The sequence below is a fragment of the Actinoplanes sp. NPDC026619 genome, assembly GCF_040638295.1.
Classification (GTDB): Bacteria; Actinomycetota; Actinomycetes; order Mycobacteriales; family Micromonosporaceae; genus Actinoplanes.
In genome coordinates, this window is the sequence record NZ_JBEZYA010000004.1 from 94,582 (window position 1) to 107,702 (window position 13,121).

Annotated in this window: 14 protein-coding genes; 7 read left to right on the top strand and 7 right to left on the bottom strand. The window is 70.9% G+C overall.

The genetic code is table 11. The annotated features are described in order from the left end of the window. The 4 genes from AB0E90_RS11025 (at position 1) to AB0E90_RS11040 (ending at position 2,944) form a co-directional block, all read left to right on the top strand. Positions 1-591 carry an ATP/GTP-binding protein gene (locus tag AB0E90_RS11025; protein WP_360402638.1) on the top strand — a complete coding sequence of 197 codons (591 nt, stop codon included), beginning with the start codon at positions 1-3 and terminating at the stop codon, positions 589-591. An 804-nt stretch (positions 592-1,395) separates the two neighbouring features. Next, complete coding sequence (locus tag AB0E90_RS11030) at positions 1,396-1,617, top strand: hypothetical protein (RefSeq protein WP_360402640.1); 222 nt, start codon at positions 1,396-1,398, stop codon at positions 1,615-1,617. Positions 1,618-1,630: 13 nt separating this feature from the next. Further along, a complete protein-coding gene (locus tag AB0E90_RS11035; RefSeq protein WP_360402642.1) occupies positions 1,631-2,284 on the top strand; it encodes an ABC transporter ATP-binding protein in 654 nt (217 codons plus the stop codon). 132 nt (positions 2,285-2,416) lie between these two features. Then, on the top strand, positions 2,417-2,944 hold the full coding sequence (locus AB0E90_RS11040) for an ABC transporter permease (RefSeq protein ID WP_360402644.1): 528 nt from the start codon (positions 2,417-2,419) through the stop codon (positions 2,942-2,944). On the opposite strand, the gene AB0E90_RS11045 is transcribed toward AB0E90_RS11040, so the two are convergent. Then, complete coding sequence (locus AB0E90_RS11045) at positions 2,901-3,590, bottom strand: HAD family hydrolase (protein WP_360402646.1); 690 nt, start codon at positions 3,588-3,590, stop codon at positions 2,901-2,903. The two genes, AB0E90_RS11040 and AB0E90_RS11045, sit on opposite strands and share 44 nt — an antisense overlap. Positions 3,591-3,626: 36 nt before the next feature. Between AB0E90_RS11045 and AB0E90_RS11050 the strand changes: the two genes are divergently transcribed. After that, entirely contained in the window at positions 3,627-4,556 is a 930-nt protein-coding gene (locus AB0E90_RS11050) for an aminoglycoside phosphotransferase (RefSeq protein ID WP_360402648.1), read from the top strand. On the opposite strand, the gene AB0E90_RS11055 is transcribed toward AB0E90_RS11050, so the two are convergent. After that, positions 4,545-5,006: a DUF2000 domain-containing protein gene (locus AB0E90_RS11055; protein WP_360402650.1), complete on the bottom strand. Its 462-nt coding sequence runs from the start codon at positions 5,004-5,006 to the stop codon at positions 4,545-4,547. The genes AB0E90_RS11050 and AB0E90_RS11055 overlap by 12 nt on opposite strands. Before the next feature lie 100 nt (positions 5,007-5,106). On the opposite strand from AB0E90_RS11055, the gene AB0E90_RS11060 reads away from it, so the two are divergent. Then, entirely contained in the window at positions 5,107-5,616 is a 510-nt protein-coding gene (locus AB0E90_RS11060; RefSeq protein WP_360402652.1) for an Lrp/AsnC family transcriptional regulator, read from the top strand. A gap of 11 nt (positions 5,617-5,627) precedes the next feature. Next, entirely contained in the window at positions 5,628-6,278 is a 651-nt protein-coding gene (locus AB0E90_RS11065; RefSeq protein ID WP_360402654.1) for a 4a-hydroxytetrahydrobiopterin dehydratase, read from the top strand. Positions 6,279-6,323: 45 nt separating this feature from the next. Here AB0E90_RS11065 and AB0E90_RS11070 read toward each other — a convergent pair whose 3' ends face one another. The 5 genes from AB0E90_RS11070 to deoC all read right to left on the bottom strand — a co-directional run bounded on the left by AB0E90_RS11070 (position 6,324) and on the right by deoC (position 13,073). Further along, on the bottom strand, positions 6,324-8,951 hold the full coding sequence (locus AB0E90_RS11070; protein ID WP_360402656.1) for a transposase: 2,628 nt from the start codon (positions 8,949-8,951) through the stop codon (positions 6,324-6,326). 24 nt (positions 8,952-8,975) lie between these two features. After that, positions 8,976-9,842, bottom strand: coding sequence for a DNA primase (locus AB0E90_RS11075; RefSeq protein ID WP_360402658.1), 867 nt, complete (start codon positions 9,840-9,842; stop codon positions 8,976-8,978). 86 nt (positions 9,843-9,928) lie between these two features. Then, positions 9,929-10,738, bottom strand: a complete 810-nt coding sequence (locus tag AB0E90_RS11080) for an aldehyde dehydrogenase family protein (protein WP_360402661.1) — start codon at positions 10,736-10,738, stop codon at positions 9,929-9,931. Continuing rightward, complete coding sequence (locus AB0E90_RS11085; protein ID WP_360403322.1) at positions 10,731-12,149, bottom strand: aldehyde dehydrogenase family protein; 1,419 nt, start codon at positions 12,147-12,149, stop codon at positions 10,731-10,733. The genes AB0E90_RS11080 and AB0E90_RS11085 overlap by 8 nt, the downstream gene beginning before the upstream one ends. A gap of 3 nt (positions 12,150-12,152) precedes the next feature. After that, a complete protein-coding gene (gene deoC, locus AB0E90_RS11090) occupies positions 12,153-13,073 on the bottom strand; it encodes a deoxyribose-phosphate aldolase (RefSeq protein ID WP_360402663.1) in 921 nt (306 codons plus the stop codon). Positions 13,074-13,121: the final 48 nt, after the last annotated feature.

The following is a 13,121-nucleotide window of genomic DNA, read 5'->3' on the forward strand; positions in this document are numbered from 1 at the left end:
ATGTCGCACCGTCCCGCTGCTGGGGGACGCGTTACATCGGCGAAGATTGTCATCGCCGGTGGGTTCGGCGTCGGCAAGACGACGCTGGTCGGGTCGGTTTCCGAGATCACCCCGCTGACCACCGAGGCCATCATGACCTCGGCCGGCGTGGGTGTCGACGACAACCGGCAGGTGCCCGGGAAGGTGACGACCACCGTCGCCATGGACTTCGGCCGCATCAGCATCGACCGTGACCTGATCCTTTACCTGTTCGGCACCCCGGGCCAGACGCGTTTCTGGTTCATGTGGGACGAACTGGTGCGGGGCGCGATCGGTGCTGTGGTCATGGTCGATACGCGCCGGCTGGCTGACTGCTTCGCGGCCATCGACTTCTTCGAGCACCGTCGCCTTCCCTACCTGGTGGCGATCAACTGCTTCGACGGCATGCAGTACCACAACGCGCAGGACGTTCGCGACGCGCTCGCGATCGCGAGCGACGTGCCCGTGGTGAGCTGCGACGCCCGGAACCGCGAGTCGACGAAGAACGTCCTCATCTCGCTGGTCGAGTATGTGTTGACGATGCGTCGCACGCGCGCAGTCGCTCCGGCGTAACGCCTCGTAGAAGCCCCGCTCCGCTAGGTCGGAGCGGGGATTCTGCATGTCCGCGAACGGGTGGGGCGGTCGAAAGAATTGCCCGGACCATTCTGAACGACTTTTAATGCCGTTACCGCCTGCGATAGATCAGCGTCTAATCAAAGGGCAGATCGAGCCGCGGGTTTCCTATACAGTCCCGGCTGTCTCAACGTTTCCGATCGCCTTATCGCCAAGCGTTCGAAACTGATCTGAACAACATCTGTGGTTTACGCGATAGATGTATTTACATACTTTGACTACGTGCTCCACGCGGCTAACGTGGCGCTGCCGGAAAGGCAATTCGCCTATTCCGGTCCACGGGGGAACAGGCGGCGATCGCGAGCGTCGACCCGAACTACGACCAGGCCTCGGATCAGTGCACCGCCAAGTCCCGGAAGAAGCTGCCGCCGACCGCCGAGAAGCTGTACTACAGCTACTTCGACCTGGGCAACGCACTCAGCGAGCCGTTCCTCGTGACGGTGTTCCAGCGCGTCGGGCAGCCCAAGTGGCGCACGCTTCTGAGCTGCCTGGCCGGCAAGGGATATCGCACCAGCGAAGAGGACAACTTCTTCCGGATTCCCGATCCGGGGCTGTTCGGGGTGACCATCGGCGACTCCGAGCCCGATGCGGGTAAGGCGTCGGCCGTGGTCGCGGTCGCGGACAAGGACCAGGCGCCGCTGCTCCGGATCGGCTTGACGGCCACCGCCGTCGACGACCTGACCGGCGAGAAGGCAGCGGCGACGATCGCCGCGGTCGGCGACCAGCCGGTCGCTGCGACTCGACGTGCAGGTGGCCGCCAGCGCGACGAAGGTGCTGGCGGTGCCGGTGACGGCGCTCTACTCCCGGCCGGACGGAACGACCTTCGTCACCACCGTGTCGGAGCACGACAAGACCGCCGATGTCACCGTGACGACCGGGCAGATCGCCGGCGGCTGGGTCGAGATCCGCGATCCGGAACTCGCCGAGGGCGTCCGGGTCGTGGTCGGCGAGCAAACGGCCGGCTGAGCCGATGCTGAGCATGCGCCAGATAGCGCGCACCTACGACGACGGTCAGCCGGTGCACGCCCTGCACCCGACCGACCTGCACGTCGCCGCCGGCGACCACGTCTCGATCACCGGGCCGTCCGGGTCCGGCAAGTCCACCCTGCTGAACCTCTTCGGCCTGCTGGACGCGCCGTCGACCGGCTCCTATCAGGTCGGTGGAGTGGACACGGTGACCTGCAAGCCGGCCATGCGTACGGCAATCCGGGGTCAGGTCTTCGGTTTCGTCTTTCAGTCCTTCCATCTGCTGCCCGGGCGCACCGCTCTGGAGAACGTCGAGATCGGCTTGCTTTACGGGCCGCACCGGCGACGGAAGCGCCGGCAGATGGCGACCGAGGCGCTCGAACGCATGGGCCTGACTCATCGGATGCAGGCCGACCCGCGCCAGCTCTCCGGCGGTGAAATGCAACGCGTGGCCATCGTCCGCGCGGTCGTCGCCCGGCCCCAGGTGCTGTTCTGCGACGAACCGACCGGGAACCTCGACAGCGCGAACACCCAGGTCGTGCTGGCCCAGTTGCGCCAGCTCAACCTCGATGGTCTGACCGTTGTCGTGGTCACCCACGATGCGACCGTGGCCGACACCGCCGGGCGACGGCTCCAGGTGGCCGATGGCGTGGTGCGGGAGATATGACGAAGTTCGATCAAGGCGATCTGCAGCTTCGCACCGCCCGGCTGCGCTGGGACGACCTCTTCTGGGAAGCCGCGCTGTCGGTGCTGCGCAACCCCGGTCGCTCGCTGGCCACCGTCATCGGCGCGGTCGTCGGTGCGGCGGCCTTCGTGGCCAGTCTCGGCCTGGGCACCACCCTCGACCATCAGGTGTCGTCGTCCTTCGACGTCCGCCGGGCGCACCTACGGCGATTTCCAGGAGCGCAACGCCACCCCGGTGGTGCTGCTCTCCGAGCCGATCGCCCAGCGGCTGCACATCAGTCGTTCCGGCGTCGGGGTCTTTCTGGAGGGCCACGCCTACACGGTGATGGGCATCTATCGCGATGTCGGCCGCCGGCCGGAGGCGATGGCCTCGGTGATCATGCCCTACTCGGTGGCCACAAACCTGCCGCACGCGGCGGGCAAGCCGGATGTGCTGATCGAGACGGCGCCCGGCACGGCCCAGCTGATCGGGCGACAGGCGCCGCTCGCCCTGCGCGGTCAGCGCCGTGGCCGGGCTGCTCGCCGGCCTCATCCCGGCCAGCCGGGCCGCCCGCATCCCGCCGGTCCGCGCCCTGCAACGCTGACCGGGCCGCAAGCGACTACGTGGCGATGGTGCCGGGCAGGGCGTCCAGATCGGAAATGACCAGATCCGGGGTGTACGGATCGGGGTCGCTGCGCAGGGCCGCAGCGCCCGGGTGGGCCTCATTGGTCACCAGGATCGGGCGCATGCCCGCCCGGTGGGCGCCGTCGTGCTCTCGGCTTCCGCCGTCGCCCACATACCAGCATTCCCGCTCGGGGACGCCGAGACGGGCGCTCACCGCCGCGTAGAGGCGCGGATCAGGTTTGCGGTACCCCTCGCGCCAGGAGAAGACCGCGACGTCGATTCTGGGCGCGTACGGCGTTTCCGGCCACGCCTCGCAGAGCTCGCTGGAACAGTCGCTGATCAGGCCGAGGCGGTAGCCGTCGGCGCGTAGGCGGTCCAGCAGTTCCAGCACGCCGGGGCGGGGCGGCCGGACCAGGGCCGCGCCGGCCCGCTGAGCGGCCACCGCAGCGTCCAGATCGGACTCGGCCGGGTCGGCGCCGCACTCCCGGGCTATCTGCCGCAGAGTCTCTCGCGTGCCGCCGTAACGACCGGTGATCCGCTCCGGGAAGCTGGCGCTCATCGCCTGCCAGAAGTGATCGGCGGGGATGCCCAGGGCGGCCGCGGTAGCGGTGAACGACTCGCGGCGGCCGGACTCCGCGGCCGGGTCGGTCAACGTGCCGAAGAAGTCGAAGACGATGGCGCGCACCCCCGCATGATCCCAGAGCCGGTAGCGTCGTTCGGCGTGCGCGCATTTCTGGGGACGGATGACGTCGAGGGCCTGATCGACCGGCCGGTGGCCGAGGTGTCGCGGCTGGCCGGTGGCACCAAGAAGGGTGTCTATCGGGTGCGGCTCGGCGGCGACAGCGGCACGGTGATCCTGTACCGGTGGACGGCGGCGGAGAACTACTGGCCGTCGGTGGCTACGGCGCCGGACGACCCGTTCGACGGAGAGGCGGGGATGGCCGAGTTCGAGGCCAACCACGCCGCGCTGCGGGGCGCCGGGGTTCGCGTACCGGAGCTGTTGGAGCTGAGCCACGACGGCGCTTTCGCCCTGGTGGAAGATGCCGGAAGCGAGTCGCTGGAGCGACTGATGGAGCGCGATCCGGTCGCGGCGGCCGCGCCGCTGACCGAGCTGGGCGCCGCGCTGCGGCGCATGCACGCCGACGTGACCGGGCACTACGGGCCGCTCACCCGCCCGGCCGGACCGCAGCGCCCGGCCGAGGACATGGTGGTGGATCGGGCGCTCCGGCATCTCGCGGCGGCGGCGGAGCAGGACACCCGCCTGGCGGCGGCGCGAGAGCGGATCGCCGACCGCCTGCACCGGTTGCGTGCGGCGGTTACGCCGCGGCGGGAGTTCGCGCTGGTGCACGGTGAGCTCGGCCCCGATCATGTGCTGGTCAACGAGGCCGGCGAGCCGGTGCTGATCGACTTCGAGGGTCTCGTCCGGTTCGACGCGGAGTGGGACCACGCCTGGACCGCGATGCGGTTCGAGGCCGACTATCCGCGCCTCGAGCCGCCGCCGCTCGACCCGGCGCGGCTCGACCTCTACACGTACGCCCAGGTGTTGTCCCTGATCGAGGGCCCGTTGCGGATCGCCGCCACCGACTTTCCGGACCGTCAGTGGATGCTGGATCTGGCGGAGTGGAACATCGCGAAGGTGCTACGGCAGTAGCGGCAGCTTGCCGACGATCTTGTCGAGTGGGTTGCGCGGGCCGACGATGCTGACCGCGTAGTAGTCCAGGCCGTCGGCGGGCGCCTCGCCGACCGCGGCCAGGTACTCGGTGTAGACGCGGGTCTGCTGGGCGGCGGCGGGCATGTCGGCCACGAAGAAGTCGGGGCGGGCGGCGGCCCGGGCCCGGATCGTGCGCAGCGTGGCGGCGTCGGCGGCGAGCACCGTGCAGCCGGCCCAGGGCAGGCCCGGGTGGGTGTTGCCGTCGGCGTCGACCGCGTCGTCGCCGAGCAGACCGGCCACGGCCTGGGCGGTGGCGGCGGCGGTGCAGATCGCGGCGTTGGCGGCGCGGCCGGCCGGGAGGGCGCTGTCGACCACCACGACCCACTTGAGCCGGGCGGCACGGGTCGGCGCGCTGGGGTCGATCTCTTCGGTGGCAAATCCGACGGTCATGCGTTCTCCCTAGGCATTCATTCGCTCGTTCCCAGAAATGCTAGGCAGGTGAATAAGATGGATGCAAAACATCCGTACTAATATCGGCAGGAGGCATCGGGTGGCTGACCTGGACGAACTTGATACGGCGATCCTGCGGGAACTGCAGTCGGATGCACGGAAGACCAACCGGGAGGTCGCGGCCGCGGTCGGGGTCTCGCCGACCACCGCGCTCGACCGGACGAGAGCGCTGCGGCGGCGCGGGGTGATCCGGGGCGCCATCCTCGACGTCGATCTGCCGGCCATCGGGCGGCCGGTGCAGGCGCTCATCGCGGTGCGGATCCGGCCGCCGTCGCGGCGCAACATCGAGGCGTTCCGGGAGTGGGTCAGCACCCTGCCGGACACGCTCGGGCTCTACGTCACGACCGGCACCGACGACTTCATCGTGCACGTTGCGGTCCCCGACAACGCGAGCCTGTACGAGTTCGTGATCGACCGACTGACCGAGCGCCCGGAGGTCGCCGACGTGCGCACGTCGATCGTCTACGAACACATCCGGAACCAGCGCATCCGCCCGGCCACCCCGCGGGGCCGCCCCGGGCGCAGCCCCATGGGCGACGGTGTCGAGTAAGGATGGTGGCCATGACGAAGCTGACGGGACGACAGGTGGCCGCCGAGGGATTGGCGGACTGGGCGCTTCTCTACAACCGGCTGCACACCCGGGTGCGCAGCGGCACGTTCGCCGCCGGGCTGGCCCTGGTCGACGCGATCGGCGCGGCCGCCGAGGAGGTCGATCACCACCCCGACCTCGACCTGCGCTACACCCACGTCGACGTGCGGCTCACCAGCCACGACACCGGTGGGGTCACCGAGCGGGACGTCGCGCTCGCCCGCACCGTCTCGGGCCTGATCGCCGACGCCGGGCTCGAGCACTCGTTCGCCGGCCTCACCTGGCTCGAACTCGGCCTGGACAGCCCCGACCACGCCGAGATCGCGCCGTTCTGGGAGGCGATCCTCGGGTTCGAGCGCCGCACCGGGGAGTACGACGAGGAGATCGTCGACCCGTCCGGCGCGCTGCCGACCATCTGGTTCCAGGAGTCCGGCCGCGACGAGCCGCGGCAGCGCTGGCACCCCGACCTGTGGATCGACCCGTCCGAGGTGCGGCGGCGGATCAACGACGCGGTGGCGGCCGGCGGCACCCTCGAGAGCGACGCCGAGGCGCCCAGCTTCTGGGTGCTGGCCGATCCGCAGGGCAACCGCGTCTGCCTGTGCACCTGGCAGGACCGAGTATGAGAAAGGGCGGCCGCGGTTCTCCGCGGCCGCCCTTCGCGTCCGAAATTAGCGGGAATAGTTGGCGCTGTCGCGGAACTCGTCCGCGCCTTCCCGATCGCGGGTGAAGTCCCAGCCGCCGGCCGACTCGCGGCCCGGCCGGCCACCCATCGCGAAACCGCCGATCTCCTGACCGCGGCGCCAACCGCGGAAGTAGCCGGTGGTGTGCGCGGCGATGCTCGCGGCGTCGCGGACGATCCGCAGCGGCCGCTCGTCACGCAGCGGCGAGCCGGGGACCAGGTTGGCCTGCGGAACACGCTTCGGCAGACCCGCCGATGTCTCGGCGGCGATCTCCGGGGTGGCGGCCCGCTCGGCGGCCTGCCAGCCGCTGTCGTTCGGGTTGGCCCAGTCCATCTCGGGCGACTGCTCGGCGTGACCGGTGAACCAGGCCGACCGGGCGGCCGCGAAGATCAGCAGATCGCCGTCGGCGCCGTCGGACGGAACCGGCGGCGTGGTGCTGCGGTCGAGCGCGGTGATCGTCGTGCCGGTGTTGAAGGAGCCGTTGCCGAGCCCGCCCATGCCCATGCCCATCCCGTTACGACGGGCGGCGGCGCCCTCGACCAGGCGCAGCGGTGGCGGCTCGGAGACGGCCGGCAGATCGGTGACCGTCGTGTCGAGGCTGTTGCCGATCCGCGGCTCCACCAGGCGCAGGGCCGGCGGCTCCTTCGGCATGTCCTGCCACGGCGGCTTGACCCGGCCGGTCTCGGCGGGCGGCCCGCTGATCGAGGCAGCCGGCGCGGCCGGCTCGTCACCGCTCGGGTTGAGCAGCGGCCAGTTGGCGCGGGAACCGGGCTCGACCGGCTCGGCACGCGGGGTCGGCATCGGCAGCGACGAGTAGTCGGTGGCGCTGCCGGGCGCCGGCGTGCTGCGGGCCGGACGCGGCGGGATGACCGTGCGTTGCCGCTCGGCGCGGGCGTTGTTGATCGCCGCGGTGGTGAGCGTCGCGCGGAATGGCTCGCCGCTCTCCGCCGGCGACACCGAAGCGGCCGGCGACTGCACGCGGAACGAGCCGGTGTCGGTGGGGCCAGCCGAGGCGGCCGGCGCCTGCGGGGGCCGAACCCGGAAGGAGCCGGTGTCCGAGGCCGCCGGGGCCTGCGGGGGCCGCGCCCGGAAGGAGCCGGTGTCCGAGGCGGCCGGAGCCTGCGGGGGCCGCGTGCGGAACGAGCCGGTGTCCGAGGCGGCGGGGGCCTGCGGGGGCCGCGTGCGGAACGAGCCGGTGTCCGAGGCGGCCGGAGCCTGCGGGGGCCGCGCCCGGAACGAGCCGGTGTCCGAGGCGGCGGGGGCCTGCGGGGGCCGCGCCCGGAACGAGCCGGTGTCCGAGGCGAACGAGCCGGTGTCCGAGGCGGCGGGGGCCTGCGGGGGCCGCGCCCGGAACGAGCCGGTGTCCGAGGCGGCGGGGGCCTGCGGGGGCCGCGCACCGGAAACAGGGCGCGTGCCGGGGGTGATCGGCGTCATGCCGGGCGGAGGCGGCGGCACCGACACCGGGCGGTTGCCGGGCGCCGGGGCACGGTTGGGGAACGCGGCCGCGGCGGCGGGCGCGGCCGGCGGCGGCGTGACCGGGCGCGGGGCCAGCGGTGGCGGGGCGACCGGGTTGGGCGCGACCGGCGGGGCGTTCATCGGTTGCGGGACGGCCGGGCCACCGGCCCCGATCGGGTCGCGCCGGCTGCGCCGGTTGGCGCCGGCGCCCGTGACGGCCTGCAGCGGCGCCTCGGCGCGGCGGCGGGCCGACGGGGTGCTGCGGGTGGCGATGGTGCCGATGAGGGCGGCGCAGGCGGCGTCACACGCGCGGACCGCGGCGATGGCCTTGCGGACGGTCTCGGCGGCGGCGGGCGCGAGCGACTTGTTGACCCCACCGCGGCGCGGCGACTCGCTGATCGCCACGTGCAGGGCGGTGACCGCCGCGATGATCTCGTCGTCGGTGCCGGCGCGGGCCCGGATCAGCTCGGCGGCGACCTGCTCGGCCACCCGCTCGGAGTCGCCCTGCGCGGTGAGCTGGCCCGGCTCGGGCAACGCGTCGAGCACGGCGAGGGCTAGCGGGTGCGAGGGGTCGGTGAAGGCGCGAAGTGCGGCCGGGTAGAGCTCGCGGAGGACCTCACGCAGCGCCACCCCGGCGGCGTGCCGGCCGCCGAGCAGGGCCACGTGGGCGGCCAGGACCGGCTTGTAGCTGACCAGCTCGCGCGGGGCGGCCTGGTTGGCCGCGGCGATGGCGCCGGCCTGCAGCGCCCGGGCGAGACCGACGGCCCGGCGCGCGGCCGGCGGGGCCGACATCTCCTCGGCGGAGTCGTCGTCGGCGAAGCGCTCGGCGAAGTCATCGGTGGTGTCGTCGTCCGTGACGACGAGGGGACGGCCGGCCGCGATCAACAGGGACGTCACCTGGTGATCGTCACTGTCGGCGGCGACCGCGGCGTCGGTGAACCCGCTCGTCCGCTCCACGAGAAGCATGCCCAGTTCGGCGTAGCCGTTCGGGTCGTCGCTGATCTCGTGGACACCGAGAAGCCGGCCTGCGTCGTCCACCACGGCGATGGTCAGGCGCGCAGCCGAGGCCGAACGCACCGTTTCATCAGCCGACGCCAGACCGCAGTACACGCGCACGAGCGCCACGGCGTCGTCCTCCTCCACGCTTCCGTATTTGGCCAAGCACTGATGGTCCCTGGTTAGGGGTCAGTCGCGCCAGTCCACAGCGGCAGAGATCTTGCCGATTACCGAGCGCCAGCCAAGACTTGCCTGTTGTGCCCCGATTTTCTTCAAACGGCGGCGGCCGAAGAATCCGCCCATGCCACCGTTTTCGGTCGATCGGAGTGAATTGTCCAGGTCATCGAGCGGCGAGCCGGGCGACAGGGCCAGGATCACCGGCTTGAGCCGGAGTGCGTGACCCAGGTCACGGGCCACCTCGCCGGCCGCGATGAGCAGCGGAAGGTCCCACGTGTCGTGCCCGCCGCGCAGGTTTTCCACCACGAGGTCGAGCTCGTAGCGGTCGTCCGCCTGCGGGTCGATGTCGGTCGACTGTACCTGCTCGGCCAGGGCCGACCAGGTGTCGAGTTGTGCGAGGTCGTGCGGAGCACCCGAACGAATGAAGGAGACCAGCGACTCCGGCGTCTTGAACGCGAGCAGCTTGCCCTTGTGGCTGAGGAACATCGGGACGTCCTCGTCGGCCGTCTCGTCGACCTCGTCCTCGAACTCTTCCGGGTCGGGCTCCTCGGACGCCGCCTTGGCGTCCTCGTCGACCGACTCGTCGACCTCGCCCTCGGCGAGCAGCGCCTGGAACTCCTCGTCGACGATGACTTCTTCCTCGTCGTCATCGTCCTTCGCGGCTTCTTCGGCGCGGCGCTTGCGCGCGTCGAAGATGTCTTCCTCCTCCGCCTCGATCTCGGTCGGAGTCAGCTCGGAGTTCTTCCGGAACGCCCGCAGGGTCAGCCCCACGCCGCCGGGCAGCGCGATCTCGACCGGCTCGATCCGGACCTCGTCCCAGAGGTCCTGCCCGGAGAGGCCCACTGCGGACTTCTCGGACTCGTCGGACTGGCTGGCCACGGTGACCTCCGGGATATTTCGGACGGTTGGACGGTGAGTCTGCCGACACACCCTAATGGGCGTGCCTGAGCGGCGGCCGACCGCCCTTAGAAACCCTTGGGATGCCAGACCGTCTTGGTTTCCAGGAACGCGGTCATCGGGGCCGTCCCGGGATCGCCGGAGAAGTCGCTGACGCCCGGCCGGCGGACCCGCTTCAGCGTGCCGGCGGCGGCGCGCTCCAACTCGGTCGCCAACGAAGCGTCGTCGATGCCGGTCAGGTCGAGGCCGTTCACGTCGTCGTGCGAGGCGAGCCAGGGCGCGGTCTCGGCGGCCTGGCCGGTCAGGATGTTCACCACGCCGCCGGGCACGTCGGAGGTCGCCAGCACCTCGGCGAGGGTGACCGCCACCTGCGGGCCGGCCGCCAGGACGACCACCGTGTTGCCGGTGACGATCGCTGGGGCGATGACGCTGACCAGGCCGAGAAGTGAGGGCGGGGCGACGACGCCGACCACGCCGGTGGGCTCGGGCGAGGAGAGATTGAAGAACGGCCCGGCCACCGGGTTGGCGCTGCCGGTCACCTGAGCGATCTTGTCGGACCAGCCCGCGTACCAGACCAGGCGGTCGACCGAGGCGTCCACTTCGTCGCCCGGCACGCCGAGCGACTTGAACTCGGCCCGGCGGGCCTCGACCATCTCGGCGACGCGATAAACGACCTGACCACGGTTGTACGCGGTGGCACTCGCCCACTTCGGCTGGGCCTTGCGGGCCGCGACCACCGCGTCCCGGGCGTCCTTGCGGGAGGCGAGGGCCACGTTGTCGCCGTCCACGAGATAGGTCCGTCCTGACTCGCTGCGGGGGAAGGCCCCGCCGATGTAGAGCTTGTAGGTCTTGCGCACAGAAAGGCGAGACTTAGGCAAGGTACGCCTCCAGGCCGTGGCGGCCGCCTTCGCGACCGTAACCGGACTCCTTGTAACCGCCGAACGGCGAGGTGGGGTCGAACTTGTTGAACGTGTTGGCCCAGACCACGCCGGCCCGTAACTTGTCGGCGACGGCGAGGATCCGCGAGCCCTTCTCCGACCAGATGCCGGCCGACAAGCCGTACGGCGTGTTGTTGGCCTTTTCGATCGCTTCGTCCGGGGTGCGGAAGCTCAGCACCGACAGGACCGGCCCGAAGATCTCCTCGCGGGCGATCCGGTGGGCCTGGGTCACGCCGGTGAAGATCGTCGGGGCGAACCAGAAGCCGCGATCGGGCAGCGAACATTCCGGCGACCAGCGTTCCGCGCCCTCTTCAGTTCCAATTTCCGACAATTCGGTAATCCGGGCGAGCTGGGCGGCGGAGTTGATCGCGCCGATGTCGGTGTTCTTGTCGAGCGGGTCGCCCACTCGCAGCGTGGCCATCCGCCGCTTGAGCGAGTCGAGCAGCTCATCGGCGATCGACTCCTGGACCAGCAGGCGCGAACCGGCGCAGCAGACGTGGCCCTGGTTGAAGAAGATGCCGTTGACGATGCCCTCGACCGCCTGGTCGATCGGCGCGTCGTCGAACACGATGTTCGCGGCCTTGCCACCCAGCTCCAGGGTGAGCCGCTTGCCGGTGCCGGCCACCGAGCGGGCGATCTGCCGGCCCACCTCGGTCGAGCCGGTGAAGGCGACCTTGTCGATGCCGGGGTGCTCGACCAGGTAACGCCCGGTGTCGCCGGCGCCGGTCACGATGTTGACCACGCCCGGCGGCAGGCCGGCCTGGCGGCAGACATCGGCGAAGAACAGCGCCGACAGCGGGGTGGTCTCGGCCGGCTTGAGCACCACCGTGTTGCCGGCGGCGAGCGCCGGGGCGATCTTCCAGGACAGCATGAGCAGCGGGAAGTTCCACGGGATGACCTGACCGGCCACGCCCAGTGGCTTCGGCGCGGGGCCGAAGCCGGCGTACGGCAATTTGTCGGCCCAGCCGGCGTAGTAGAAGAAGTGCGCGGCGACCAGCGGCAGGTCGACGTCGCGGGTCTCCTTGATCGGCTTGCCGTTGTCGAGCGACTCGAGGACGGCCAGCTCGCGGGAGCGCTCCTGGATGATCCGGGCGATCCGGAACAGGTATTTGGCCCGCTCGGCGCCGGGCAGAGCGGACCACGTCTCGAAGGCGCGGCGCGCGGCGGCCACCGCCCGGTCGACGTCTTCCGGTGAGCCCAGGGCGACCTCGGCGAGGACCTCCTCGGTGGCCGGGTTGATCGTTTTGAAGGTGTCCTTGCCGGGCGCGAACTCGCCGTCGATGAACAGACCGTAGGACGGCGCGATCGCAACGACCGAGCGGGATTCGGGTGCCGGTGCGTATTCGAACATCACTCAGTCCAGCGTGAAGTAGTCGGGGCCGGCGTAGTGGCCGGTGGTGAGCTTGGTGCGCTGCATCAGCAGGTCGTTGAGCAGCGACGAGGCGCCGAACCGGAACCAGTCGGGGCTCAGCCAGTCGTCACCGGCCGTCTCGTTGATCAGCACCAGGTATTTGATGGCGTCCTTGGTGGTGCGGATGCCGCCGGCCGGTTTCACCCCGACCTGCCGGCCGGTCTGCGCCTGGAAGTCGCGCACCGCCTCCAGCATGATCAGCGTGACCGGGAGGGTGGCCGCCACCGGGACCTTGCCGGTCGAGGTCTTGATGAAGTCGGCGCCGGCCAGCATCGCCAGCCAGGACGCGCGGCGGACGTTGTCGTACGTCCCGAGCTCGCCGGTCTCCAGGATGACCTTGAGGTGGGCGTCGCCGCACGCCTCCTTCACCGCGACGATCTCGTCGAAGACCTTGGGGTAGTCGCCGGACAGGAACGCGCCGCGGCTGATCACCATGTCGATCTCGTCGGCGCCGCCGGCGACCGCGTCACGGGTGTCGGCGAGCTTCACGTCGAGCGGCGCCTGCCCGGACGGGAAGGCGGTGGCCACGCTGGCCAGGTGGACTCCCGATCCCTTGAGCACCTCGAAAGCCGCCGGGACCATGGCCGGGTAGACGCAGATGGCGGCGACCGGCGGGCAGGTCGGGTCGGCCGGGTCGGGGCGCAGCGCCTTGGCGGACAGCGCGCGCACTTTGCCGGGGGTGTCCGCGCCCTCGAGCGTGGTGAGGTCGACCATCCGGATCGCCAGGTCGATCGCCTGAGCCTTGGCGGTCGTCTTCACCGATCGGGTGCCGAGCGCGGCCGCCCTGGCCTCGACGCCCACCTTGTCGACCCCGGGCAGCCCGTGCAGGCGCGACCGCAGGTCCGACATCACTGTCGCAGTCATGAAACGGATTCTACGCGGCCAGTTAACATTTGATCTTGACGGACCGGT